The 23,961-nt window shown below is 70.7% G+C and carries 11 protein-coding genes and 1 pseudogene; 5 read left to right on the top strand and 7 right to left on the bottom strand.

Going from position 1 to position 23,961, the window contains the following annotated elements; all coding sequences use genetic code 11:
- From OG841_RS48390 to OG841_RS48370, 5 genes are all read left to right on the top strand, one after another.
- Nucleotides 1–2,182, top strand: a 2,182-nt coding sequence (locus tag OG841_RS48390) for a type I polyketide synthase (protein ID WP_331723836.1), incomplete at its 5' end; no start/stop codon positions are given.
- Complete coding sequence (locus OG841_RS48385) at nt 2,179–14,004, top strand: SDR family NAD(P)-dependent oxidoreductase (RefSeq protein ID WP_331723835.1); 11,826 nt, start codon at nt 2,179–2,181, stop codon at nt 14,002–14,004. The genes OG841_RS48390 and OG841_RS48385, both read left to right, overlap by 4 nt.
- A 35-nt stretch (nt 14,005–14,039) precedes the next feature.
- On the top strand, nt 14,040–15,404 hold the full coding sequence (locus tag OG841_RS48380) for an NAD(P)/FAD-dependent oxidoreductase (protein WP_328643844.1): 1,365 nt from the start codon (nt 14,040–14,042) through the stop codon (nt 15,402–15,404).
- Between the two features lie 41 nt (nt 15,405–15,445).
- Entirely contained in the window at nt 15,446–15,643 is a 198-nt protein-coding gene (locus OG841_RS48375) for a ferredoxin (protein ID WP_328643843.1), read from the top strand.
- A 203-nt stretch (nt 15,644–15,846) separates the two neighbouring features.
- Nucleotides 15,847–17,067: a cytochrome P450 gene (locus tag OG841_RS48370; protein WP_331723834.1), complete on the top strand. Its 1,221-nt coding sequence runs from the start codon at nt 15,847–15,849 to the stop codon at nt 17,065–17,067.
- A 98-nt stretch (nt 17,068–17,165) separates the two neighbouring features.
- On the opposite strand, the gene OG841_RS48365 is transcribed toward OG841_RS48370, so the two are convergent.
- From OG841_RS48365 to OG841_RS48335, 7 genes and pseudogenes are all read right to left on the bottom strand, one after another.
- Complete coding sequence (locus tag OG841_RS48365) at nt 17,166–17,363, bottom strand: hypothetical protein (RefSeq protein WP_328643841.1); 198 nt, start codon at nt 17,361–17,363, stop codon at nt 17,166–17,168.
- Between the two features lie 52 nt (nt 17,364–17,415).
- Nucleotides 17,416–18,051, bottom strand: coding sequence for a hypothetical protein (locus OG841_RS48360; protein WP_328643840.1), 636 nt, complete (start codon nt 18,049–18,051; stop codon nt 17,416–17,418).
- Between the two features lie 111 nt (nt 18,052–18,162).
- Nucleotides 18,163–19,188, bottom strand: coding sequence for an HAD-IIIC family phosphatase (locus OG841_RS48355; RefSeq protein WP_328643839.1), 1,026 nt, complete (start codon nt 19,186–19,188; stop codon nt 18,163–18,165).
- Nucleotides 19,185–20,369: an acyl-CoA dehydrogenase family protein gene (locus OG841_RS48350; protein WP_328643838.1), complete on the bottom strand. Its 1,185-nt coding sequence runs from the start codon at nt 20,367–20,369 to the stop codon at nt 19,185–19,187. The genes OG841_RS48355 and OG841_RS48350 overlap by 4 nt, the downstream gene beginning before the upstream one ends.
- 25 nt (nt 20,370–20,394) lie before the next feature.
- Nucleotides 20,395–20,649: a phosphopantetheine-binding protein gene (locus OG841_RS48345; protein WP_331723833.1), complete on the bottom strand. Its 255-nt coding sequence runs from the start codon at nt 20,647–20,649 to the stop codon at nt 20,395–20,397.
- A 50-nt stretch (nt 20,650–20,699) separates the two neighbouring features.
- Nucleotides 20,700–21,740: a 3-hydroxyacyl-CoA dehydrogenase family protein gene (locus OG841_RS48340; protein WP_331723837.1), complete on the bottom strand. Its 1,041-nt coding sequence runs from the start codon at nt 21,738–21,740 to the stop codon at nt 20,700–20,702.
- Nucleotides 21,656–23,746, bottom strand: a pseudogene (locus OG841_RS48335) (FkbM family methyltransferase); the annotation flags it as partial. The pseudogene OG841_RS48335 and the gene OG841_RS48340, both read right to left, overlap by 85 nt.
- Nucleotides 23,747–23,961 lie beyond the last annotated feature (215 nt).

The raw sequence follows: 23,961 nt of genomic DNA, 5'->3' as shown, positions 1-23,961 counted from the left end.
CGGACTCCAGGCCCTCGTGGCGGTCCGCGAGAAGGACGCGGGGACGGAAGGACCGTCCGGCCAGGTCCTGCTGCCCTTCGAGTGGACCGACGCCGAGCTCCACGCCACTGGCAGCTCCGAGCTGCGGGTCCGGGCGGATTGGGATCAGGAGGCCTCGGAAGGCCGGATCTGGGTCGTGGACGCGACGGGCGGCCCGGTGGTCTCGGCACGACTGCAGGCCAGGGTGGCCACCGCGGACCAGATCCGCGCGGGCAGGCCGGTCGAGCACCTGTACCGGGTGGAGTTCCGGCCCGTGCCGGTGCCCGGCACCGGCACGGAGACGAGTCGGACCTGGGTCCTCGGCGGGGAGGAACGACTCGCGGACATGCTCGGGACCCCCGCGGTCCCGGACCTGGACACGCTGTTCGCCCGGCTCGCGGAGGAGGAGACTCCTCCGGCCCGGCTCGTCGTGGACGTCACCGCGAAACTGGAAGGGGACACTGGCCAGGCGTCGCGGCACGTCTCCGAGTACGCCCTCGACGTGCTGCGGCGGACCTTCGCGGAGCCGCGCCTGGAGGGGACCGAGCTGGTCTGGGTCACCCGTGAGTCGGTCAGGGCCATCCCGTCCGACGGCGTGCACGACCTGGCTCACGCGCCTCTGTGGGGCATCACCCGCGTCGCACGCAACGAGCACCCCGAGCGGGTGATCCGCCTGATCGACCTGGGCGCGGACGAGACAGACGCGGAGCTGCTGTCTCGAGCCCTGTGCGTTGGGGGCGAGCCCGAGGTCGTCGTACGACGGGGTGTGCCGTACGTCCCGAGGCTGGTGCGGGCGGTGGCCGGTGAGCGGGTGTCGGGTCCGGAGTTCGGTCCGGACGGTGTGGTGTTGGTGACGGGCGGTACCGGTGAGCTGGGCCGACAGGTCGCGGAACACCTCGTACGGGAGTACGGCGTACGCCACCTGGTACTCACCTCCCGCCGCGGCCTGGACACCCCCGGCTGCGACGAGCTGGTCACCACCCTCCAGGACGCGGGCGCCGAAACCGTCGACATCCGCGCCTGCGACATCACCGACCGCAACGACACCCAGGCCCTGATCCGGTCCCTGGAGCGCCCCCTGACCGGTGTCTTCCACCTCGCCGGCGTCCTCGACGACGGCCTGATCACCACCCAGACCACCGAACGCCTCACCCGCGTCCTCGCCCCCAAGATCGACGGCGCCCTCCACCTCCACGAACTCACCCACGACCACGACCTCACCGCCTTCGTCCTCTTCTCCTCCGCCGCCGGAGTCCTGGGAGGAGCAGGCCAAAGCACCTACGCCGCCGCCAACGCCTTCCTCGACGCCCTCGCCGAAAACCGACGCGCCAACGGACAACACGCCGTCAGCCTCTCCTGGGGCCTGTGGCAGCAGACCGGACTCGGCATGACCGCCCACCTCGGCAACGCCGAACTCGCCCGCATGCGCCGCCAGGGCATCAGCGCCCTCACCACCCGCCAGGCACTCCACCTCCTCGACACCTCACTCACCGCACCCCACCCCCACCTCGTCCCCCTCAAACTCGACCTCCGCGCCATCCAGCGCGAACTCGACGACAACAACACCGTCCACCCCCTCCTCCGCTCCCTCGTCCGCAACCGACTGCGCAAAGCCGGTGATGCGGCCCCCACACCGGACGCACTGCGCGACCGGCTGCTCGCCCTCCCCGAGGACGAGCGACTCCTCGGGGTGACCGAGGTGGTGCAACGCGAGGTCGCCGTCGTGCTGGGGCTGGGCGAGGCCGGCGATGTCGGCACCCAGCAGGTATTGAAGGACCTGGGCATCGACTCCCTGATGGCGGTCGAACTGCGCCGCCGTCTGTCGGGCGCGAGCGGTATCGCCCTGCCAGCCACCCTGGCGTTCGACTACCCGACCCCGACCGCCATCGCCGGACTCCTCCTCGACCGGATGGAACTGGGCGGCGCGCGCACCTCGGCCGTCGCCCCTCGACTGACGAAGTCCCAGATCAACGGGCTCGTGGAACTGCTGCGTTCCACGACGCCGGAGCAACTCGAATCGCAGGGCCTGGTCGCCGGGTTCCTCGACCTGCAAGCGGCGCTGTCGAAGACGGTCGCCGACGACGAGCCCGATGTGGACGTCGAGGACAGCAGCCAAGAAGACCTCCTTGAGTTCCTGGACCGCAAGTTTGGAGTGAGCAAGTGAGCGCGACCGAAGTGCAGAAGCTCGAGACGTATCTGCGGCGCACGACGAACGCGCTGCTACAGGCCGAGAAGGACCTGGCCTCGGAGCGCGAGGCGAAGGTCGAGCCGATTGCCGTGGTGTCGATGGCCTGCCGGCTTCCCGGCGGTATCGACACGCCGGAGGGCTTCTGGGATCTGCTGTCGTCGGGCGGGGATGCGGTGGGCGGGCTGCCCAAGCGCTGGGAGAGCCTGGGGATCTACGATCCGGATCCGGAGGCGGTGGGCAAGAGTTACGCCCGTGAGGGCGGCTTCCTGGCCGATGTGGAGGGGTTCGACGCGGAGTTCTTCGGGATCTCCCCGCGCGAGGCCCAGTCGATGGATCCGCAGCAGCGGATCGTCCTGGAGACCGCCTGGGAAGCCCTGGAACGGGCCGGCATCCGCCCCGAGTCCCTGAGCGAGAGCCGCACCGGCGTCTACCTCGGTGCGATGACCTCCGACTACGGGAAGAACTCCGGCCTAGGTGACCTGGACGGCTACGTCAGTACGGGCAATGCGAACAGTGTGATCAGTGGCCGGGTGTCGTACTCGCTCGGCCTCCAGGGCCCCGCCCTGACAGTCGACACGGCCTGCTCCTCCTCCCTGGTCGCCACCCACCTCGGCGTCAACGCCCTGCGCAACGGCGAGTGCGAGACCGCCCTCGTCGGCGGCGTCACCGTCATGTCCACACCCGCCCTGTTCGTAGAGTTCAGCCGCCTCAAGGGCATGGCGGCGGACGGCCGTTGCAAGAGCTTCTCCGCCGACGCCGACGGCGCCGGCTGGGCGGAGGGTGCGGGCATCCTCGTCCTCAAGCGGCTCTCCGACGCCGAGCGGGACGGCGACACCGTCCTGGCCGTCATCCGTGGCTCAGCCGTCAACCAGGACGGCCGCAGCCAGGGACTCACCGCCCCCAACGGCCCCTCCCAGCAACGCGTGGTCCAAGACGCCCTGACCTCCGCCCGGCTCAGCCCCGCCGACATCGACGCCATCGAAGCCCACGGCACCGGCACCACCCTCGGCGACCCCATCGAAGCCGGCGCACTCGCCGAAGTCTTCGGCCCCACCCGCGACACCGACCACCCCCTCTACCTCGGCTCCTCGAAATCCAACATCGGCCACGCCCAAGCCGCCGCCGGCATCGCCGGCGTCATCAAAATGGTCCTCGCCCTCCAGCACGAGACCCTGCCCAAAACCCTCCACGCCGACCACCCCAGCCCCCACATCGACTGGAACACCAGCAACCTGCAACTCCTCCACCACAACCAGGACTGGAAACGCGGCGACCGCACCCGCCGGGCCGGCATCTCCTCCTTCGGCCTCAGCGGCACCAACGCCCACCTCATCCTCGAAGAAGCACCCGCCGCAGAGGCCACCGACCCCACCCCCGCCCCGATCGACCACCCACTCCCCCTTCTTGTCTCCGGTCGCAGCGAAACCGCGCTGCGCGCCCAGGCCGACCGCTGGGCCGACTGGCTCGAGAACCAGAACGAGACCTCGTTCCGGGAAGCGACCCTGACAGCAGCCCACTCCCGCACCCACTTCGACGTCCGTGCCGGTGTACTGGCCACCACTGCCGAGGACGCGGTGACCGGCCTGCGGGCGCTGGCCGAGGGCCGGACCCACGAGAACGTGGTGACAGGCACAGCCCGCCCCACCGGAAAGATCGTCTTCGTCTACCCCGGCCAGGGCAGCCAGTGGCAGGCCATGGGCCACGACCTCTACCACCAGGACCCCGTCTTCGCCCAGGCCATCGACGCCTGCGACACCGCACTACTGCCCCACACCGGCTGGTCCGTCCGCACCGTCCTCACCAGCCCAGACCCCGGCCCCAACAGCACGCACCCTCCGGTCGACCGGGTCGACGTGGTCCAGCCCGCCCTCTTCGCCATGGGCATCGCCCTGTCCGCCCTATGGCGCTCACGCGGCATCGAACCCGCCGCCGTCATCGGCCACTCCCAGGGCGAGGTCGTCGCCGCCGTCGTCAGCGGCGCCCTCACCCTGCAACAGGGCGCACAGATCGCCGCCCAACGCTCCCAAGCCGTCCTGGCCTGCGCCGGCCAAGGCGGCATGGCACTGATCGAACGACCCCTGGCCCAGGTCGAGGAATACATCGCCCCCTACGGCCCCGCCCTGTCCATCGCCGCAGTCAACACCGCCACCTCCACCGTCATCTCCGGCCAGACCGACGCCCTCCACCAACTCGTCCAACAACTACAAACCCAGGACATCTACGCCCGCACCATCAACGTCGACTACGCCTCCCACAACGCCCAGATGGACCCCCTCCTGCCCACCCTCGCCGACAACCTCACCAACCTGACCCCCCGCCCCGGTGAGGTCCCCTTCTACTCAACCGTCACCGGACACATCACCGACGGCACCCACCTCGACGCCACCTACTGGTGCCGCAACCTGCGCGAAACCGTCCGCTTCGACCAAGCCCTCAACCACCTCCTGGCCAACGGCCACACCACCTTCATCGAAATCAGCGCCCACCCCGTCCTGGCCATCCCCCTCACCGACGCCGCCACCCCCCACCACGGCCTGGTCACCGCCACCCTGGCCCGCAACCACGGCAACCTGACCCGCTTCCACCACAACCTCACCCTCCTCCACACCCACGGCCACCCCCTCAACTGGACCCACACCCTCCCCACCCCCACCACCCCCACCAACCTCCCCACCTACCCCTTCCAACACCAACACTTCTGGACCGAGACCGGCCGCGGACACGGTGACGCCGACTCCCTCGGCCTGCACACCTCCACCCACCCCTGGCTCGGCGCGGTCACCCCCCTCGCCAACGGCGAAGGACACCTGCTCACCGGACGCCTCTCCCCCACCGAACAGCCCTGGCTCACCGACCACGCCGTCTTCGGCACCCCCCTCGCCCCCGGCACCGGACTCCTCGAACTCGCCCTCACCGCCGCCCACGAAGCCGGCGCCACACGGGTCGAGGAACTCACCCTCGCCGAACCACTCGTACTCCCGGAGACCGGAGGCGTCCGACTCCAGATCACCGTCGGCGCGGAGGACAGCGGCGGTCGGCGCCAGGTCGCGATCTACAGTCGTCACGAGGACGGCCAGGAGGCCTGGACCTGCCACGCCACCGGAACCCTTGACGGCAGTCCTGACGGGACGGCGACGGACGCGGGCGAGCCGGACGCCGTGGCCGCACTCGCGCAGTGGCCGGTGGCGGGCACCGACGAGGTGGACCTCGACGGGCTCTACGACCGGCTGCACCGCCAGGGACTGGAGTACGGTCCGGCCTTCCAGGGGCTGCGGGAGCTCCGGCGCCGGGGCGACTTCGGCTTCGGTCTCGTCCGCCTGCCGGAAGGCATCGCACCCGACGAGTTCGGCATCCACCCGGCCCTCCTCGACGCCGCCCTGCACACGCTCACCGCGCTGAGGAGCACGGACGAGGCCGTAGTCCTGCCCTTCGAGTGGTCCGGCGTCGAGCTCCACTCCACCGGCAGCTCCGAGCTGCGGGTCCGTGTCGAGCTGAATGGCGCGCAGTCGTCGGCCGAGCTGCTGGCCACCGACCCTGCCGGCCGCGTGGTGGTCTCCGGGACGTTGGCGCTGCGCGAGGCGACCCGGGAACAGATCCGCGGGAGCCGGATGGCCGAGCATCTGTACCGCGTCGAGTTCATGCCCGCGCGGCCCCTGCGGGAAGGCGAGTTCGACGACGATCTCTGGGTGCTCGGAGGCAGCGGCATGCTTGCGCACGTTCTCGGCGCCGAGAACGTGGTGGATCTGGCTGCCGCACTGGACGGGCTCGGCGAGGACGAGGCGCCGCCCGCACGGATCGTCGTGGACGTCACCGAAGCGGTGCCGGGCGACGGTTCGTCGGACGCCGAAGGGATACGGTCCGCCGCCACGCGCGTACTGGAGCAGCTGGGGGAGCTGTGCGCGGATCCGCGTCTCGACGGGGCCGAGCTGGTCTGGGTGACCCGCCGCGCCGTCTCCACCGGCGCGGACGACCTGGTGAACGCTCCGGTCTGGGGCCTGGTCCGGGCGGCCCGCGCGGAGTACGCGGAGCGGACCCTCCGTCTGGTCGACTTGGGCGGAGACGACTCCGACCTGGGCGTGTTGGAGCGGGCTCTGTCCATGGACGGCGAGCCCGAGATCGCGGTGCGCGAGGGCGAGCTGCTGGTGGCGCGGCTGGTGCGCGTCGAGTCGGGCGGCGCCGTGACGACCTCGTTCGCCAACGCCGGTGTGGTGTTGGTGACGGGCGGTACCGGTGAGCTGGGCCGACAGGTCGCGGAACACCTCGTACGGGAGTACGGCGTACGCCACCTGGTACTCACCTCCCGCCGCGGCCTGGACACCCCCGGCTGCGACGAGCTGGTCACCACCCTCCAGGACGCGGGCGCCGAAACCGTCGACATCCGCGCCTGCGACATCACCGACCGCAACGACACCCAGGCCCTGATCCGGTCCCTGGAGCGCCCCCTGACCGGTGTCTTCCACCTCGCCGGCGTCCTCGACGACGGCCTGATCACCACCCAGACCACCGAACGCCTCACCCGCGTCCTCGCCCCCAAGATCGACGGCGCCCTCCACCTCCACGAACTCACCCACGACCACGACCTCACCGCCTTCGTCCTCTTCTCCTCCGCCGCCGGAGTCCTGGGAGGAGCAGGCCAAAGCACCTACGCCGCCGCCAACGCCTTCCTCGACGCCCTCGCCGAAAACCGACGCGCCAACGGACAACACGCCGTCAGCCTCTCCTGGGGCCTGTGGCAGCAGACCGGACTCGGCATGACCGCCCACCTCGGCAACGCCGAACTCGCCCGCATGCGCCGCCAGGGCATCAGCGCCCTCACCACCCGCCAGGCACTCCACCTCCTCGACACCTCACTCACCGCACCCCACCCCCACCTCGTCCCCCTCAAACTCGACCTCCGCGCCATCCAGCGCGAACTCGACGACAACAACACCGTCCACCCCCTCCTCCGCTCCCTCGTCCGCAACCGACTGCGCCGTGCGTCCGGCGCCGTCGACGCCACGACGCTGCGTGATCGTCTCGCCGTGTTGTCGGAGGGCGGGCGTCGTCAGGAGCTGGCACGTCTGGTGTGCACCGAGGCCGCCGTCGTGCTCGGCATCTCCGATGCCACCACTCTCGGCCCGGACCAGGTCCTGAAGGACCTGGGCATCGACTCCCTGATGGCAGTGGAACTGCGCCGCCGCCTGTCAGCGGAGACCGGAGTGTCACTACCCGCCACCCTGGCCTTCGACTACCCCACCCCGACCGCCATCGCCGGACTCCTCCTCGACAAGCTCGCACTGACCGGCCGCGCCAAGCCGACCACCACCCGCCGCTCCCGACGCACACCAGGCGACGAGCCGATCGCCGTGGTGTCGATGGCCTGCCGGCTTCCCGGCGGCATCGACACGCCGGAGGGCTTCTGGGACCTGCTGTCGTCCGGTGGCGATGCCATCAGCGGATTCCCCGCTCGCTGGAGCGGACAGAACCTGTACGACCCGGATCCGGAGGCGGTGGGCAAGAGTTACGCCCGTGAGGGCGGCTTCCTGGCCGATGTGGAGGGGTTCGACGCGGAGTTCTTCGGGATCTCCCCGCGTGAGGCCCAGTCGATGGATCCGCAGCAGCGGATCGTCCTGGAGACCGCCTGGGAGGCCCTGGAACGGGCCGGCATCCGCCCCGAGTCCCTGAGCGAGAGCCGCACCGGCGTCTACCTGGGCACCATGGGCTCCGACTACGACAACCTCCACAATCACGACCTCGACGCCCTCGACGGATACCTGAGCACGGGTAATGCGAGCAGTGTGATCAGTGGCCGGGTGTCGTACTCGCTCGGCCTCCAGGGCCCCGCCCTGACAGTCGACACGGCCTGCTCCTCCTCCCTGGTCGCCACCCACCTCGGCGTCAACGCCCTGCGCAACGGCGAGTGCGAGACCGCCCTCGTCGGCGGCGTCACGGTGATGTCGACGCCCGCGACGTTCGTGGAGTTCAGCCGCCTCAAGGGGCTCTCCCCCGACGGCCGTTGCAAGAGCTTCTCCGCCGACGCCGACGGCGCCGGCTGGGCGGAGGGTGCGGGCATCCTCGTCCTCAAGCGGCTCTCCGACGCCGAGCGGGACGGTGACACCGTCCTGGCCGTCATCCGTGGCTCAGCCGTCAACCAGGACGGCCGCAGCCAGGGCCTGACCGCCCCCAACGGCCCCTCCCAGCAACGCGTGGTCCAAGACGCCCTGACCTCCGCCCGGCTCAGCCCCGCCGACATCGACGCCATCGAGGCCCACGGCACCGGCACCACCCTCGGCGACCCCATCGAAGCCGGCGCACTCGCCGAAGTCTTCGGCCCCACCCGCGACACCGACCACCCCCTCTACCTCGGCTCCTCGAAATCCAACATCGGCCACGCCCAAGCCGCCGCCGGCATCGCCGGCGTCATCAAAATGGTCCTCGCCCTCCAGCACGAGACCCTGCCCAAAACCCTCCACGCCGACCAGCCCAGCCCCCACATCGACTGGAACACCAGCAACCTGCAACTCCTCCACCACAACCAGGACTGGAAACGCGGCGACCGCACCCGCCGGGCCGGCATCTCCTCCTTCGGCCTCAGCGGCACCAACGCCCACCTCATCCTCGAAGAAGCACCCGCCGCAGAGGCCACCGACCCCACCCCCGCCCCGATCGACCACCCACTCCCCCTTCTTGTCTCCGGTCGCAGCGAAGCCGCGCTGCGCGCCCAGGCCGCCCGCTGGGCCGACTGGCTCGAGAACCAGAACGAGACCTCGTTCCGGGAAGCGACCCTGACAGCAGCCCACTCCCGCACCCACTTCGACGTCCGTGCCGGTGTACTGGCCACCACTGCCGAGCAGGCCATCGCCGGCCTGCGGGCGCTGGCCGAGGGGGCATCGCACCCCCTGCTCGTACGCGGGCAGGTCGCCCCCGGTACCGACGGTGGGCTCGGCGTCCTGTTCACAGGGCAGGGCAGCCAGTACCGCGGCATGGGCCGACAGCTCTACGACACCTTCGGCGCCTACCGCACTGCCTTCGACGCCCTCTGCGCCGCCATCGACCCGCACCTCGGCACCTCCCTCGCCGACCTCGTCCTCACCACCGAGGGCGACGACGCGCGGATCGATGCGACGGAGTTCACCCAGCCCGCGCTCTTCGCTCTTGAGGTCGCCCTCTACCGGCTCTGGGAGTCGTGGGGCGTCACCGCCACCGCGGTCGCCGGCCACTCAGTTGGCGAGCTCGCCGCGGCCCACGTCGCAGGGGTGCTCTCCCTGGACGACGCCGCCCGGCTCGTCGTCGCCCGTGGCCGCCTGATGCAGGCCTGCCGGTCGGACGGCGCGATGATCTCCGTCGAGGCCACCGAGGCCGAGGTCCTCAAGGCCATCGGTGAGCGGGAGGGGATGTCGGTCGCCGCGCTCAACACCGCTACCCAGACCGTCGTCAGCGGCGACGCCGAGCCGTTGGCGACGCTGGCCCGGCACTTCTCAGAGCTGGGACGGCGCACGCACCGGCTGACCGTCTCCCACGCGTTCCACAGCTCCCACATGGACGCCATGCTCGATGCCTACGCCGGTATCGCAGAGGGGCTCAGCTACGACGCCCCGGCGATTGCCCTCGTCGACACCGTCACCGGCGAATGGCACACCGCGGACACGGCGCCCGGCCAGGGCGTCCGGAACCCGCATCACTGGGTGCGCCAGGTCCGTCAGGCCGTCCGGTTCACCGACGCTCTTGCCACGTTCGACGAGCACGGTGTCCGCCGCTTCCTGGAGTGCGGGCCGGCCCCGGCGCTCACCCACATGGGCGGACAGACCCTGGCGACGGCGCACTTCACGCCGAGCATGCGCAAGAACGCCACGGGTGCGGGCGGTGCCGGCGAGGCCGTCGTCCTCCTCACCGGACTGGCCCGGCTGCACACCGCCGGTCACCCCGTGGACTGGCACCGTGTCCTGCCCGCCTCCCCCGGGTGCTCGGAGGGACTGCCCACCTACGCTTTCCAGCACGAGCGGTATTGGAAGGAATCCAGGTCCTCCGGAGACGTGCGTGGTTCCGGTCTGCTGCCGGGCGGTCACCCCTGGCTGACCGCGACGGCGACGCTCGCCGGCGACGACGGGCACCTGCTGTCGGGCGTCCTGTCCCCGTCCGAGCACCCCTGGCTGGTGGACCACGCGGTCTTCGGCGCGGTCCTGCTCCCCGGGACCGGTCTGCTTGACCTGGCCTGGGCGGCCGCCCAGGCCGTGGGTTCGGAGCGCGTCGCGGAGCTCACCCTCGCGCGGCCGCTCGTCCTCGACAGCGACGCCAGGGTGCGGCTCCAAGTACGCGTCGGTGTTCCGTCGGCCGAGGGCCGACGCACGGTCGCGATCTACAGTCAGCCGGAGGAGGCCGCGGACCAGCGGATCTGGACCCTGCACGCCGAAGGTGCGCTGGCCGACGGCGGCGCGGAGGGCGCTGCCCTGCACGCCGAGCTGAGTGCCTGGCCGGTGCCCGGCACCGACCCCGTCGACCTGAGCGGTTTCTACGGTGAGATGGCCGACAAGGGCGTGCACTACGGCCCGGCCTTCCGGGGCCTCGTCGAGCTGTCGCGCCGTGGCCGCGTCGCGTACGGCCGGATCGTCCTGCCGCCCGACGGCGGGCTGGACGTCGCCGGCTTCGGCGTGCACCCGGCCCTGTTCGACGCCGCCCTGCACGCGCTGGCCGGAACCTCCGCGCCGGACGGGGACACCGGCGGTGACTCCGTGCTCCTTCCGTTCGCGTGGACTGACGTGGCGCTGTACGCGACCGGCAGCACCGAGCTGCGGGTCCGGGTCGAGCTGGAACCGTCTGCCGACGGCGGGCCCGGCAGCGCGTCGGTGCTGCTGGCCGACGGGACCGGCGCCCCTGTGGCGCACGCCCGCGGTCTGGAGTTGCAGCGGGCCACCGCCGAGCAGCTCCGAGGAGTGGGCCGGGCGGACTCCGATCACCTGTACCGGGTGGAGTTCCAGCCCGTGGAGATGGGCGGGAGTGCACCCCTGGCCGCCGTGGCCGGGACCGTGGTCCTCGGCGCCGGGGGGATCGTGGAGCGTTCGCTCGGCGCCCCCGCCCGCGCGGACCTGGACGCCCTGCTGGCGGCGGGCCAGGCTCCGCGCCGCATCGTCGTCGACCGTACCCGCAGGCCGTCCGAGACCGACGGCGCCCCGGTGCCCGCATGGGCCCGCCACACCGCCGTCACCGAACTGGCCCTCGTACAGCGGCTGCTGGCCGATCCGGCGCTGGCGGACACCGAGGTCGTGTGGGTGACGGGCGACGCCGTCGCCGCCCGGCCGGACGACGTGGTCGACGCCCTGGGGGCGGCGCCCCTGTGGGGCCTGGTCCGTTCGGTCCGTGCCGAGAACCCGGAGCGGAGCCTGCGGCTGGTCGACATCGCGGCGGACTCCGAGAGCCCCGAGCTGGTGGCCGCGGCGATCGCCGCCGAAGACGAACCGGAACTGGTCCTGCGCGGCGAGGTGGTGCTCGCCCCGCGGCTGGTGCGGGCCGGTGCAGGCGACGCCGTACGGGTGCCGGGACCGGACGCCGGCCCGTGGGCGCTGGACGTCCCCGAGAAGGGGCGCCTCGACGCCTTCGCGGTCGTACCGCTGGAGTCCGTCGAGCCTCTGGGCGCCGGCGAGATACGCGTCGAGGTGCGCGCGGCGGGACTGAACTTCCGTGACGTCCTCAACGCCCTGGACATGGTCCACGCGCCGAAGTTCGGCCTTGAGTGCGCCGGAGTGGTCCTGGAGGCCGGGGCCGACGTGACGCATCTGCGGGTCGGCGACCGGGTGATGGGCCTCGCTGTGGGCTCCTTCGGTACCGAAGTGAGGGCCGACGCCCGGGTGATGGCCCGCATCCCGGACTTCCTGACGTTCGCCGAAGCCGCGACCGTACCCCTGACCTTCCTGACCGCCTACCACGGTCTGGTCGACCTCGGCGCGCTGCGGGCCGGGGAGAAGGTCCTGGTGCACGCGGCGGCCGGCGGTGTCGGCATGGCGGCCGTGCAGCTTGCCCGGCACTTCGGAGCCGAGGTGTACGGCACGGCGAGCGTCGGCAAGTGGCCGGTGCTGCGCCGGATGGGCCTCGACGACGACCACATCGCCTCGTCCCGCGACACGGAGTTCGCGGACGTGTGGCGCGAGCGGGGCATCGGCGTCGTACTGAACTCGCTGGCCCGGGAGTTCGTGGACGCGTCGCTGGGGCTGCTGTCCGACGGCGGCCGGTTCCTGGAGATGGGCAAGACCGACATCCGCCGGGCGGACGACGTCTCCGCCGCCCACCCCGGGGTGTCCTACCGGGCGTTCGACCTCATGGACAGCGGACCCGCCCACATCCAGGGCATCCTGCGGGAGATCTCGGACCTGCTGGCCTCGGGGGCGATCGAGCCCCTGCCGTTCCAGGCCTACGACCTCCGGGACGCGCCCAGCGCCTTCCGGTTCATGGCGCAGGGCCGTCACGTCGGCAAGCTGGTGCTGACCGTGCCGCGGGCGCCGGACCCCGAGGGAACCGCGCTGATCACCGGTGGCACGGGCGCGCTCGGCCGGGCCGTCGCGGAGCGGATGGTGCGGGAGCACGGCGTACGGCACCTGGTCCTGACCTCGCGCAGCGGCCCCGAGGCTCCCGGCGCGGACGCCCTGGTGGCCGAGCTGGAGGCGGCCGGCGCGCAGAGCGTGCGGCTCGTCGCCTGTGACGTCAGCCGCCGCGAGGATGTGGCCGCGGCGCTCGCCGCGGTCGACCCGACGCACCCTCTGACCTCGGTGGTCCATCTGGCCGCCGTGATCGACGACGGCATCGCCCGCAACCAGGACGAGCGGCGGATGGCTGCGGTGCTGGCGCCCAAGGTCGACGGCGCGTACCACCTGCACGCGCTGACCGCAGGCCTGGACCTGGCGGACTTCGTGCTGTTCTCCTCGGTGGCCGGCACGTTCGGCTCGCCCGGGCAGAGCAACTATGCGGCCGCGAACGCCTTCCTCGACGCCTTCGCCGCCCACCGCCGCAAGCGGGGCCTCGCGGGTCTCAGCCTCGCGTGGGGTCTGTGGCGCCAGGACGGCGCGGGAATGACCGCGCACCTCGGCGAGGCCGAACTCGCCCGGATGCGGCGCGGGGGCGCCCGCGCCCTCGAGGTCGCGGAGGGTCTGGCTCTGTTCGACGAGGCCCTGCGCAGGCCGGAGCCGCAGCTCGTCCCGGTCAAGCTGGATCTGGAGGCGCTGCGCCGGCAGGAGGAACTGCCGCCGCTGATGCGCTCCCTGGTCCGGCCGAAGCTGCGGCAGGCCGCCCCCGCCGCTGAAGGCGGGTCGGAGTTCCTGGAGCGGCTCGCCGCACTGGGCGACGCGGACCGCCTCGAGGCGCTCACCGACTTCGTCCGTGGTGAGGTGGCGGCCGCCGCCGGCCTGCCCGGCATGCACGCGGTCACCACGGACAAGCCACTGAAGGAACTCGGCCTGGACTCACTGATGTCCGTCGAGCTGAAGAACCGGATCGCCGTGCAGACGGGCACCGAGATGCCCAGCACGCTGGCGTTCGACTACCCGACGTCCCGCGCCATCGCAGAGTTCCTGCTGCGCAAGCTCCGGTTCTGCGACGCCGAACCGGACGGCCCGCCGCAGGACACCCTCGCCGCGGCCCAGTGGGCCGTCGGCAAGGTCGATCCGGCGCTGCTGCGCGAGAGCGGGCTGCTGGCTCAGCTGATCGAGCTGGCCCAGCGCGGGTCCGCGCCGCGGCCGGCCGAGTCAGATGACGTCCTGCGGATGGCCGGCGAGCTGAGCGACTCGGAGATCGACCAGGCCCTGAACCTCGTCCTCGGCGACATCGCCGCCTGACCGGGCCGCCCCAAAACATCAATGAGGAGAAGACCATGCGCGCTCGGATCGTGGTGATGGGCGGCGGGATCGCCGGCCTGTCGGTGGCGCTGATGCTGGCACGCCGAGGCTTCGGGGTCACCGTGCTCGAACGGGACCAGGCCCCGCCCGCCGACCTCGCCGACATCGTCGAGTGGCACCGCCCGGGAGCGCCGCAGACGCGGCAGCTCCACACCTTCCTCGGGCTGTTCCGGCAGGACCTGCGCACCCACCTCCCGGACGTGTACGAGGACCTGCTGGCGCACGGTGTGGAGGAGGTGAGCGTCGCGACGCCGACCGGAACGGACGGCGGGGACCCCGAGCTCGCCGTGCTGGCGGCCCGGCGACCGGTGGTCGAGTGGGCCCTGCACCGGGCTCTTTGCAAGGAGCCCGCCGCCGACATGCGCTACGGCACTTCGGTGCGACGTGCCGAGGTGCGGGAGGGACGGATCCGCGCCGTGCGGGTCCGCGACGGCTCCATCGACACGGACGTGCTCATCGACGCCGCCGGCCGCCGCTCGCCGTTCCGCGACGACTTCACCGGTCTGGAACAGGACGTGGACTGCGGTGTCGTCTACAACACGCGGTTCTTCCGGCTGCGCGACGGGGTGCGGCGGCCCCCGCTGACCCGCGGGGTGACCACCATGGTGGCGGGGGACGGCTTCGGTGCCGGGCTCTTTTACCACGACAACCGGACGTTCGCGATCGGCATCGGCAGGCTCCCGGACGACAACGAACTGAAGGCGCTGCGCGAGCCGGAGGGGTTCGACCAGGTCGCGGCGCTCTTCGCGGAGTTCGAGCCGTGGCTGCGCCCGGGGGCCAGCGAGGTGCTGACCGATGTGGCGCCCATGGCGGGACTCCGCAACACGCTGCGCCGCCCTACCGAGGATGCGCCGGCCGGCTATTTCCTCCTCGGCGACGCGCTGTGCACGACCGACCCGGCGTTCGGACGCGGTGCCTCCGTGGCGCTGCACCAGGCGGTGCGGCTCGCCACGGCGTTCGCCGAGCAGCCGGACGACCTGCCCGGCCTCGCTGCGGAGGTCAACGCGGGGGCGCTCGCCTGGGTCCGGCCGTACTTCGACGACTCGGTCCAGTCGGACGTCGTCCGCACCCGTCTGTGGCAGGCCGCTCTCGCTGGACAGCCACTCCCCCAGGGCGCCGGCGTTCCTCCGGTGAACGTGTTCACGCTGATGGACGCGGGGGAACGGGATCCCGTCCTGTGGTCGGCGGCCCAGCGCTGCGCGAACCTGCTCGCGCCGCTGGAGGAGCTGGACACCCCGGAGAACAGGGAGCGCCTGCGTCACCTGTGGAGCACAGGATGGCGTCCTGCCGCCGCCACGGGGCCCGGTCATGCCGACCTGGTCGACGCGCTCGCCCGCTGAATACGGAAATCACCCGACAGATGTCACGGAGGAAACCCGAGATGCAGATCACCGTCGATCCCGACCGCTGCGTGGGATCGGGTCAGTGCGTCCTGGCCGCGGAAACCGTGTTCGACCAGAGCGAGGATTCGGGGGAGGTCCTGCTGCTGCGGTCGAGCGTTCCGGCAGATGAGGAGGAGGCGGTTCTCGACGCGATCTCGAATTGCCCGGCGGGTGCCCTGGCATGGGCGCGTGAATGAGCAAGACGCTTGACCGGATGCGGCTGCTCCTGTCACACTTTTCGAACGGCAGGGCTGTGTCCACATCCAGCCCGAATTGCCGAACCCAGTGAAAAGTGTTCTTGCCGAGAGGGCCGCCCGAGTTTCGTTCCGGGCGGCCCTCTCGGCGTTTTCCCACCGTTCCGTATAACGGCGACGGCCACTCCCCGAAATCGGAGACCGGAATGACGATCGATGCCGCCCGGATCGACGCGCAAGGAACGGAAGCGGCGGGCACGCCGCAGCCGCTGCCGCTGACCCGTACCTGTCCCTTCACCCCGCCGGCCGAACTGACCCGCCTGCGCGAGCAGGAGCCCGTCAGCCCGCTCGCCCATCCCGACGGCACGGTGGGATGGCTCGTCACCGAGCACGCGCTCGCCAAGCAGGTCCTGACCGATTCCCGCTTCAGCGCCCGCAGTGAGCTGCAGCACTCGCCGGTGCTCGACCAGGAGCCGCAGGCGGCCATGCCCGGCGGGTTCATCTTCATGGACCCGCCGGACCACACCCGGTACCGCAAGCTGCTCACCGGCCAGTTCACCGTCCGGCGGATGAGGCAGCTGGAGGCCCGGGTCCAGGAGATCACCGACCAGCAGCTCGCCATGATGCGGGAGAAGGGGCCGGGGGCCGACCTCGTCGCCGACTTCGCGCTGCCGATCCCCTCCCTGATGATCTGTGAGCTGCTCGGCGTTCCCTACGAAGACCACGATTTCTTCCAGAAGAACTCCTCGGCGATCTTCGAACTCGCCCAGAACCCCGAGGAGGTCGGACAGGCGTTCGGGGCGCTCCACGTCTACCTGGGTGAACTGCTCCAGCGCAAGCGCGCCGAGCCGACCGGTGACCTGCTTTCCAGCCTGGCCGCGGAGAGTGACCTGAGCGACGTGGAGCTGATCGGCGTCGCTCTGCTGCTGCTGGTCGCCGGCCACGAGACCACGGCCAACATGCTCTCGCTGGGCACGTTCGCGCTGCTGCGCCACCCGGACCAGTTCCGGCTGCTGCGCGAGAAGCCGGAGCTCGTCGACGGAGCGGTCGAGGAGCTGCTGCGCTACCTCAGCATCATGCACGTCGGGCTGATCCGCGCCGCCCTGGAGGACGTCGAGGTCGGCGGCCGCCTGATCAGGGCGGGAGAGACCGTCACGGTGTCGATGGCCGCCGCCAACCGGGACCCCAAGAAGTTCGGCGCCTCCGAGGACCTGGACATCACTCGCAACGCCGGAGGCCACCTGGCGTTCGGTCACGGCATCCACCAGTGCCTGGGTCAGCAGCTCGCCCGGATCGAGATGCGGATCGGCTTCACCGGCCTCCTGCGCGAGTTCCCGGACCTGCGGCTCGCGATTCCGGCCTCCGAGGTTCCGCTCCGCAGCGACATGGGCATCTACGGCGTCCACCGGCTACCGGTCACCTGGTGAAAAAGCCGCTGCTTCCGGAAGACGGGTCTTCCGGAAGCAGCGGCGGCGGCGCGCGTTCGGCGCCAGGTGGTGGGGTCCGTCCCGTGGGGCGGACGTGCTCAGGCCGAACTCGCGGCCTTCGCCTCCAGCAGCGCGGTCAGTTCCTGCAGGGAGTACTCCGCACGGCCGGGACGCCCGTACCGGGTGAGCTTGCCCCTGCTGGCCCACTTGCGGATCGTGGCCTCGGGTACGCCGGCGGCCATGGCGGCCAGCTGGGTGGGGATCGTACGCGCGCGCGGGTTGTCGACTGCGGTCATGGTTGCCTTCCGTGGACGCCTGGATTGGTCGGGTGGGGCATCTGAGCCGGGCTCAGGCGCTCGTTGCGCTCAGCATCAGCCACTGGCTGGGCGGCACGGCGTGGCCGGCCACGCAGCGCACCGTGTGCGTCGGGCCGGCGTCGTCGCGCACGGACACCCGCACGTGCTCCGTGCAGTCGCTCATGGGGCACGGGCCCAGGTCGCGCTGGACGACGGGCATCGGCCTGATGGCGGAGCGGGCGATGTTGGCGACCCGGCGGATCTCGCCCGCGCACTCCGCGGCGGCCGGATGGGCGGCCAGCCAGTCGAGGTGGAGCCGGAGGAAGGCGGTCAGGGGCCGCGCCTCGCGCTGCCGCGGCCCGGCCACACCGCGCTCGGAAATGATCACTCCGGCCCATGAGGCGAGCACCGGCAGCATGTCGGCGCGGGCCTGCAGGGCGGCCTCGTTGAGCTTGATGCCCTGCCGGGAACGTCCGGAGGTGACGCGCTCCGTGAGGGCCGGGATCGTCGGTGTGAGCGCGTCCTCACAGCTGTCGTACAGCCCGGGCAGGCTGGTGAGGTCTTCCCTCAGCCTGCTCCGGCAGTGCGTGCAGAGCCGCTGCCCCGGGGCCGCGACACGTGGTTCGAGCTTCCCGGACTGCTGGTTCCGGCGGCAATCGGCCGCTTCGCACAGTGTCTGCGTCACCATCTGCTTCCTCCCCGTTGGCTGCCCGGCCAGTATTGGGCAGGGCCCTGGAGGCCGACTCAAAACGCTGTCCAGGAAGAGTCGGCCCCGTCGGGACGGCGCGCAGGCGGGCGGTCAGTCCTCGAGCACGACCTCCATGTACGGCGGGAACTGGGGGACGCGGGCGCCGTCGTGCTCCAGGACGGAGACCTCGCCGTTCTTCGCCTGCTCCCGGAACCCGGCGAACTTGTACGTGACGTACATCGTCCGGTTGCGGTCGGTCGGAACGAATTCGGCGCGCAGCCGCACCCCGGCCTCGGCGGCCCGGCGGATGAGGTGGACGAGCAGTGCGGAGCCCACGCCACGGGACATCACGCGGCAGGACATCAGCAGCAGCTTCACCGTCCAGACGTCGCTCCGCCGCTCCACGAGCGCGAGGCCGATCTTCCCGTAGGTGCCGTAGGTGTCCTCCAGTCCAGCGACCAGCAGGTCGTGGTCGGGTGACTGGCGGAATGCGTTCAACTCGTCGTACGAGTAGGTGTACCCGGTCGCGTTGAGCTGGTTGGTGCGGACCGTCAGCTCCTCGGCGCGCTGGAGGTCACGCTCCTCGGCCGGGGAGATGACGAAGCGCATCCCCAGCGAGGCCAGGAACTCTTCGTTGGTGCCCTGGTGCGACTCCTCGGCCTGGTTGCGCTGGGCGTCGGCCCGGTAGAGGTGCCGGCGCTCACGGGAGTCCTCGGTGACGAACCGCGGCTGCATCCGGGGCAGATCGGGGAGGCGCTCGGCGTCCAGGGCGTCGACGCACAGCACCTGCGGGTGCGCGTAGGAGACCTCGTCGCGTTCGAAGGGCTGGTCGTCCACGAAGGCCAGCGTGTCGATCCCGATGTTGATCGTCTCGGCGATCACCCGGATGGAGTCCGACTTGTTGTCCCAGGTGATCTGGGGGTAGAGGAAGTACTCGGCGATGCCGAACTCCTCCAGTTTGGCCATGGCGGCGTCGTGGTCGTTGCGGCTGGCTATGGAGTGCAGGATGCCGCGCCCGTCCAGGGTGCGGATCACCTCCACGACCCCGGGCCGCAGCTTCACGTCCCCGTCCTCCAGCAGCACTCCGTCCCAGACGGTGTTGTCGAGGTCCCACACCACACACTTGACGGTCGTCATCGTCCTTCACTCCCGCTCTTCGCACCGGTCGCACCGCGGCGTTCGAGCGCGCGCTCCTGGAACGCGTACTCGGCAAGCCCTACTTGATGGATCTGGGAACTTCCCTCGATGATCTCCATCACCCTGGAGTCGCCGAGATAGCGCTGGACGGGGAAGTCGGAGCTGCACCCGTTGGCGCCGTGGATCTGCACAGCGTCGGCCGCGGCCCGGGTGGCCGCCGACGACGCGAAGTACTTCGCTGTCGAGGTCCCGGCCAGTGCGCCGGGGTCGCGCCGATCTCGCAGCCGGCCGGCCTCCAGACACAGGAGCCGCGCGGCGCGCGCGTCCGTGTACATGTTGGTGATGAGCCGCCTGACCAGCTGGTGGTCCTTGATCGCCGAGCCGAACTGGTGCCGCTCGGCGGCGTAGTCGACACTCGCCTCCACGCAGGCGTCGAGGATGCCGACGCAACCCCACCCCACCGTGTACCGGCCGAGGTCGAGAGCGGCGCCGACCACGTGGGAGACGCCGAGGCCGGGCCGGGCGAGCAGGTTCCCGCCCGGCACCCGGCACCCGTCGAAGTACACGTTCGCCGTCATCGACGCCCGGATGCCGATCAGGTCTTCGATCAGCTCGGTGCGCAGCCCCTCGGTGCCGCGCTCGACAAGCACGGCCGTGGGCCCCTCCTCCGAGCGGCCGACCACGAGGTAGACGTCGGCGGTCTCGCCGTACGTCGTCCACTTCTTGTGGCCGTCAAGCACCCAGTCGTCGCCGTCCCGAGTAAGGCGCGAGGTCACGCTCCCCGCGTCGCTGCCGACGTCCGGCTCGGACACAGCCAGGGCACCGATGCTCTCGCCGCGGGCCAGCCGGGGCAGCCAGTACTCCTTGAGGGAGCGGCTGCCCCAGCGGACGATCGCGTGCGCCACCATCGTGTGCACGGTCAGCAGGCTGCGCAGCGAGGAGCAGGCGCGGCCGAGCTCCCCGGCCAGCAGCCCGAGCGTCACCGCGTCGCAGCCGCCGCCGCCGTACTCCTCGGGGACCGAGAGGCCGAGCAGGCCCTCGGCGGCGAGCTGCTTGACGGCCTCCGGCGGTGTGCGCTGGGCCCGGTGGTACTCGTCGGCATACGGAGCGATGTGACGTTCGGCGAAGGCGCGGAACTCCTTCTGCGCCCGCGCCTGTGCCGGGGTCAGCGCGCTACTCATGGGACGACGTCTCCGCTCTCTCGTACTAATGCGCTACGGCGGTGGACAGCTTGCGCGCGACGAATTCGTCGAGCGCCTTGACGGAGCGGAAATTGTCGAAATCTAGATCGTCGTTGTCGATCTCGATGGCGAATTCATGCTCGACGAAGGAGACCAGCTGCATGGCGAACATCGAGCTGACGAATCCGAGCTCGAAGATGTCGTCCTCGTCTTTAAGGTCGTGCACCGGGAAAAACCGGGAGAGATAATCCGCGATCTTTTCCTTGTTGTTCGTGGCCATTTCTCTTCCGTCCTGTTGTCTGCGGTCCGTCGGGGTGGAGTACCAGGGATTCAGCGGTACTTGTGGAAGCCTTCGCCGCTCTTTCGTCCCAGGAGCCCTGCGGCCACCATCTTCTTGAGCAGTGGGGCCGGCCTGTACTTGCTGTCGTTGAAGCTCTCGTAGAGCACCTCGACGGACTTCAGAATGGTGTCGAGCCCGATGAGGTCGGCAGTCTCCAGCGGGCCCATCCGGTGGTCGAAACACGTCTTGAAGATGCGGTCGACATCGGCGGCGGGGGCCACGCCGTCCTGCACGAGGAACGCGGCCTCGTTGATGGTGAGCATCAGGACGCGGTTGGAGACGAAGCCCGGGACGTCCTCGACGACGATGCACTCCTTGCCCATCCCGGCGAGGAAGCGGCGGGCTGTGTCGATGGTCTCGGGCGTGGTGTGGTGACCACGGATCACCTCGACCATCGGTTTCATCGGCACGGGGTTCATGAAGTGCATGCCGACGATCTGCCGCGGTCGCTTCGTGACCGATGCGACGCGGGTGATCGAGATCGCTGAGGTGTTGACCGCGAACGTCACGTCGGGACGGCAGATGCGATCGAGGTCCGCGTAGACCTTCTGCTTGATGCTCCAGTCCTCGGTGACGTTCTCGACGACGAAATCGGCTCCGGCGAGCCTCTCGTAGTCGGTGGTGAACTCGATCTTCTCGAACACCGCCTCCGGGTCGACCCCCGAGTTCCTGTTGAAGAGGGCGAACGCGCGCAGACTGTTGCGCAGCTCCTGCCGCGCGTTGTCGAGGACCTCGTCGGAGATGTCCACCAGCACGGCCTGGTGACCGGTCTGTGCGAGGTTCTGCGCGACACCGACGCCCATGACGCCGGCACCGACCACGCCTACTGTCTTGAATTCCATCGCTGGTCCGACTCCGTTTACAGTGCGGTGCCGCGTACGGCGTAGATGTTGTGGATGTCCGTGCCGACGTAGAGCTCGTCCTGCTCCGCCTTGACCTGGAAGCCGTGGCTCTCCAGCAGCTGCACGATGCGAGCCACCTCGCCGTCGGCGTCGTGCGCCTCCAGCACCATCTGCTGGATCTTCGGCCAGTCCTCGTCGGCGATGCCGTCGAGGACCTGGCGCTCGCTCTTCTGCACATCGACCTTGATGAGATCGATGCGCTCGATGCCCTGCTCACGGATCACCGCGCTCAGCGGACGCAGCCGGGCGGTGAACTCGATGGCCTCGAAGCGGACGTCCATGAGTTCCTCGGCATACGAGCCGAGCTGGGCCAATTCAGCATCGGCGCCGGCCTTTTGCTGGTTCTCGATGATCGTGCGCAGGTTGTGCTTCTCCTCCGCCTCGTCCGGGTGGAAGGACGACATGCCGGAGCTGCGCGGGTAGAAGGTGAAGGCCGCCTCGGCCTCGGTGTCGGAGATGCCGATGTTGAACAGCTTCGCGTCGACCCCGTGCTCGGCGACATTCTGGCTCAGCAGCTGGAACAGCGGCGGCGCCGGCTCGAAGGTGTAGACCCGCACGTTCTTGGCCTCGTAGTGCGAGAACAGCGTGAACAGGCCGATGTTGCCGCCGACGTCCACGACGGTGGCACCGTCGCGCAGGGTGATGCCGTTCTTGGCATAGGTCCGGTGGTCGAAGATGTCCTCGTAGAAGTGGCGGGTCTCCGCCTCGTTCTGGTGGGAGATCGTCAGGCCGTTGGGCAGCCGGAAACGGGCCAGCGAGCTGCCCGTGTGCGAGGAGCGCGCGCTCGCGGCGGTCTCGGACGGGTCACCGCCCGCGAGCAGCGTGTCGATCGCGGCGGACATCCGGACAAGGGTGGCCCACTCGTACACCTGACGGAGCGACAGCTCGACACCGAAGGTACGGCTGATCCTGAGGACCATGCGGGCGGCGAGCAGCGAGTTGCCGCCCAGTTCGAAGAAGCTGACGTCGTAGGGAAGCTCCTCGGTCTTGAGCAGCCTGGCCCAGACGGCGTGCAGCGCGTGCTCGGTCTCGGTGGGCTCGTGGCCCGCGTCCTGCTGCTCCGGCTGCCCGGCGGCGGGGTCGATGTCCAGCGTGGCCTGGGGGAAGCCGTCACCGAGTTCCGCGCCGGCGAGCCAGAGGCGGCCCAGCGCCCTGAGCACCACCGACGTGTCGGAGTGATGCTCCAGCGGGTGCCGCATCGAGGCGATTCCCTGGCCCGCGCCGGCCCCGAGAACTGCTGTCGCCATGCTGTTCAGGGTCTGGCCGGGACCCGCCTCCAGGAGCAGGTTGCCCTCGCCGAGGCTGCGCAGACCGTCGGCGAAGCGGACGGTGCTGACCAGGTGACGGGCCCAGTAGCCCGGGTCGGTGGCCTGCTCGTCGGTGACAGGCCGCCCGGTGACGTTGGAGATGTACGGGATCCGGGGGGCGTTCAGCGTGAACGTCCGGGCGAGCTCGGTGACGCGGTCCGCGATCGGCTCCATCATCGAGGAGTGGAAGGCGTGCGTGGTCTGGACACGGCGGTTGACGACACCCCGCTCCGTCAGCGTCAGCTCCAGCGCCTCGACGTCCGCGACCGGTCCGGCCACCACACAGAAGTCCGGTCCGTTGACCGCGGACAACGAGAGGTTCTCGCCCAGCAGCCCGCGCGCCGTCTCCTCGTCCGCCGTGACCGCGAGCATGGCGCCCTCGGGGAGCGTGTCGATCAGCGCCGCGCGACGGGCGACCAGGGTCAGTGCGTCGGGGAGCGAGAGGACACCGGCGAGCGTGGCGGCGACGTACTCGCCGAGGCTGTAGCCGATCATGATCGAGGGGCGGACACCCCACGACGCCCAGAGCGCAGCCAGCGCGTACTCGACGACGAAGAGGGCCGGCTGCGCCACTTTGGTGGCGTTCAGCCGGCGCTCGTCGGCGCTCTGCGGACCGGAGTCACGGCCCAGCATGCGGCGCAGGTCCATGCCCTGGCCGGCCTCGCTCTGCGCGGCCGGGGCGGCGGAGAAGATGATCTCGCGGATGTCCAGGCCCAGTTCGGGGGCGAGGGCCTCGGCGCAGCGATCGACCTCCGCCCGGAACACCGAGAAGTCGCGGTAGAGGTCGCGCCCCATGTTCAGGTGGTGGTCGCCGAGGCCCGGGAACATGAAGGCCGCGGGCTGTGCCGTCGTCCCCGGCTGCGCCGTACCGAGCGCGGCTGCCCCCTCCGGGCCGGTCAGCACCGCGGCACGGTGACCGCCGCCGGGTGTGCCGATGCCCACCTTCGACACCGGCCCCGTCGTATGGCCCGGGCGGGCGCTCTGCGGGGCTTCGAGCGCCGCGACGCCGGCCTTCAGGGCCCTGCCGTCGGCCGCGGTGGCCA

The sequence above is a fragment of the Streptomyces canus genome (assembly GCF_041435015.1).
In the GTDB taxonomy this organism is placed as follows: Bacteria; Actinomycetota; Actinomycetes; order Streptomycetales; family Streptomycetaceae; genus Streptomyces; species Streptomyces canus_G.
Note: the sequence above shows the minus strand (reverse complement) of the source record. Positions and strands in the feature narration are given on the sequence as shown.

Coding starts and splice junctions, on each gene's coding strand:
- OG841_RS48375 (WP_328643843.1), top strand. CDS start 15,446: ATGCAGATCACCGTCGATCCCGACCGCTGCGTGGGATCGGGTCAGTGC.
- OG841_RS48370 (WP_331723834.1), top strand. CDS start 15,847: ATGACGATCGATGCCGCCCGGATCGACGCGCAAGGAACGGAAGCGGCG.
- OG841_RS48380 (WP_328643844.1), top strand. CDS start 14,040: ATGCGCGCTCGGATCGTGGTGATGGGCGGCGGGATCGCCGGCCTGTCG.
- OG841_RS48360 (WP_328643840.1), bottom strand. CDS start 18,051: ATGGTGACGCAGACACTGTGCGAAGCGGCCGATTGCCGCCGGAACCAG.
- OG841_RS48345 (WP_331723833.1), bottom strand. CDS start 20,649: ATGGCCACGAACAACAAGGAAAAGATCGCGGATTATCTCTCCCGGTTT.
- OG841_RS48355 (WP_328643839.1), bottom strand. CDS start 19,188: ATGACGACCGTCAAGTGTGTGGTGTGGGACCTCGACAACACCGTCTGG.
- OG841_RS48365 (WP_328643841.1), bottom strand. CDS start 17,363: ATGACCGCAGTCGACAACCCGCGCGCGCGTACGATCCCCACCCAGCTG.
- OG841_RS48350 (WP_328643838.1), bottom strand. CDS start 20,369: ATGAGTAGCGCGCTGACCCCGGCACAGGCGCGGGCGCAGAAGGAGTTC.